General features: G+C 74.8%; 4 protein-coding genes. 2 read left to right on the top strand and 2 right to left on the bottom strand.

The annotated features are described in order from the left end of the window. Positions 1-180 precede the first annotated feature (180 nt). Positions 181-1,050: an Fpg/Nei family DNA glycosylase gene (locus tag H5J30_RS27615; RefSeq protein ID WP_181790025.1), complete on the top strand. Its 870-nt coding sequence runs from the start codon at positions 181-183 to the stop codon at positions 1,048-1,050. Between the two features lie 19 nt (positions 1,051-1,069). On the opposite strand, the gene H5J30_RS27610 is transcribed toward H5J30_RS27615, so the two are convergent. Together H5J30_RS27610 and H5J30_RS27605 are read right to left on the bottom strand one after the other, a co-directional pair. Then, on the bottom strand, positions 1,070-1,291 hold the full coding sequence (locus H5J30_RS27610; protein WP_181790024.1) for a dodecin: 222 nt from the start codon (positions 1,289-1,291) through the stop codon (positions 1,070-1,072). Positions 1,292-1,364: 73 nt separating this feature from the next. Further along, the gene (locus H5J30_RS27605) at positions 1,365-1,823 is read right to left on the bottom strand and encodes a universal stress protein (RefSeq protein WP_181790026.1); all 459 of its coding nucleotides are present in this window, start codon (positions 1,821-1,823) and stop codon (positions 1,365-1,367) included. Between the two features lie 166 nt (positions 1,824-1,989). On the opposite strand from H5J30_RS27605, the gene H5J30_RS27600 reads away from it, so the two are divergent. Further along, the coding region (locus H5J30_RS27600; protein ID WP_181790023.1) for an MFS transporter at positions 1,990-2,400 on the top strand (411 nt) is incomplete at its 3' end.

Raw genomic sequence — 2,400 nt, 5'->3', positions numbered from 1 at the left:
GCCCGGGTGTCGGGGCCGGCGACGAGGAGCCCGCGGGGCGTGAGGATCACGTCGGTGCCGCCGTCCGGCAGCACCCGGTACGGGCCCGGTCGGACGTCCCGGCGGCGCCAGACGACGGCGCCCCCGAGCAGCGCGGGCCTCTCTTCGTACATCACTCCAGGATGCCGCAGACTGGAGGACATGCCCGAGCTTCCCGAAGTCGAAGCGCTCAGCGGATTCCTGACCGAGCACCTGGTGGGGCGGCACATCGCCCGGGTGCAGCCGGTCGCGATCAGCGTGCTCAAGACGTACGACCCGCCGGTCGCCGCGCTGGAGGGTGCCGAGGTCACCGGCGTCGGGCGGCACGGGAAGTTCCTGGACCTCACGGTCGCCGACGAGCTGCACCTGGTGATCCACCTGGCGCGGGCCGGCTGGCTGCAGTGGAAGGACAAGCTGCCGGCCGCGCCGCCGCGCCCCGGCAAGGGGCCGCTGGCCCTGCGGGTGCGGCTGGCCGAGCCGGAGGGCGCGGGCTTCGACCTCACCGAGGCGGGCACGCAAAAGCGCCTCGCGGTGTACTGCGTACGGGATCCGCAGGACGTGCCCGGCGTCGCCCGGCTGGGGCCCGACCCGCTGGCCGCGGCGTTCACCGCGGAGGCGTTCGGCGCGCTGCTGGCGAAGGAGCGGCGGCAGATCAAGGGCGTGCTGCGCGACCAGTCGACGATCGCGGGCATCGGCAACGCGTACTCCGACGAGATCCTGCACGTCGCGAAGCTGTCCCCGTACAAGCTCGCCGCGAACCTCACCGACGAGGAGACCGCCGTGCTCTACGCGGCCGTCGGCGACACCCTGCGCGGGGCCGTCGAACGCTCCCGCGGGGTGGCCGCCGGGCGGCTGAAGGCGGAGAAGAAGAGCGGGCTGCGGGTGCACGGGCGGGCGGGGGAGAAGTGCCCGGTCTGCGGCGACACGATCCGCGAGGTCTCGTTCGCCGACTCGGCGCTGCAGTACTGCCCCACCTGCCAGACCGGCGGCAAGCCGCTGGCCGACCGGAGGATGTCCCGGCTGCTGAAGTGACCGCGGCCGCGAAGGGCTTTCAGGAGCCGTCCGCGTCCTCCAACCGGAAGCCCACCTTCAGGCCCACCTGCCAGTGCGCGACGGCGCCGTCCTCCAGTTGCCCGCGCACCTGCGTGACCTCGAACCAGTCGAGGTTGCGCAGCGTCCGGGCGGCGCGGGCGACGCCGTTGCGGACGGCGTCGTCGACGCCGACGGAGGAGGAGCCGACGATCTCGGTGATGCGGTACGTGTGATCGCTCATGAACCCACGGTGCCGCAGACCCGCCGCGGGCGCGACACGGGCGGGCGTGCGCCGCGGTGCCGGCCCCGGGGCGCTACGGCACCACCGTCACCGGCCAGCGGCCCGCCTTGACCAGCCGTACCGCCACCGAGCCGACGAAGCGGTGCCCCGCCTGCTCCGACGCCCCGACGATCACCGCGTCCGCCTTCAGCTCCTGCGCCGCCTGCACCAGCCCCCCGTACGCGTCGCCGTGCAGGGTGTGGAACTCCCATCGCACCTCGAAGATCCCGCGCAGCTGCTCCACCGCCCGCCGGATCTCCGCGACCAGCTCCTCCGCCACCTCCGCCGTGGTGTCCGCCACCGGCGCACCGAGCGCCGCCGCGGCGGCCAGGGTCGGCTGCACGTACACCACCGCGAGCAGCGAGCCCTGCCGCCGGGCCAGCCCGGCGGCGTAGGCGGCGGCGCGCCAGGAGGTCTCCGAGCCGTCGACGCCCGCGAGGATCACCTTGGGGCCGTCCGTGCCGCGTTCGAAGCCGGAGGTGCCCGCGGGCAGGTCTTCCGGGCGGTCCGCGGTCGCATCGTCCGGCCCGTCCGCCGGCCCGTCTTCGAGGTTGTCCTCGGCGCTGGCTTCGCTCACCCTTGGGACGCTACCCGACGCGCGGCACGGCGGGCACCGCGGGAACGGTGCGCGCGGCCGGGCGGTGCGGTTGACTGCGGGCATGACGGAATCCACCCCGCCCGCCGCCGCACCCGCGGCCCTGCGGCTCGCGGAGCCGGCCGGGCGCTGGCTGCTGACCGCCGTCGTGATCGGCTCCGGCATCACCTTCCTGGACGCCACCGTCGTCAACGTCGCGCTGCCCACCATCGGCGACGACCTCGACGCCTCCCTCGGCGGCCTGCAGTGGACCGTCAACGGCTACACCCTCACCCTCGCCGCGCTCATCCTCCTCGGCGGCGCACTCGGCGACCGCTACGGCCGCCGCCGGCTGTTCGTCTTCGGCACCGTGTGGTTCGCCATCGCGTCGCTGCTGTGCGCGCTGGCGCCGAACGTCGGCATCCTCATCGCCGCCCGCGCCCTCCAGGGCATCGGCGGCGCGCTGCTGACGCCCGGCTCCCTCGCGCTCATCCAG

The sequence above is a fragment of the Streptomyces phytophilus genome (assembly GCF_013870535.1).
GTDB classification, from domain to species: Bacteria; Actinomycetota; Actinomycetes; order Streptomycetales; family Streptomycetaceae; genus Streptomyces; species Streptomyces phytophilus.
The sequence above is the reverse complement of the archived record's forward strand: the minus strand, read 5'-3'. Positions and strand labels throughout refer to the sequence as shown.

Bases quoted from the DNA above. Each gene is read 5' to 3' on its own strand.
- H5J30_RS27615 (WP_181790025.1), top strand. From the start codon at position 181: ATGCCCGAGCTTCCCGAAGTCGAAGCGCTCAGCGGATTCCTGACCGAG.
- H5J30_RS27610 (WP_181790024.1), bottom strand. From the start codon at position 1,291: ATGAGCGATCACACGTACCGCATCACCGAGATCGTCGGCTCCTCCTCC.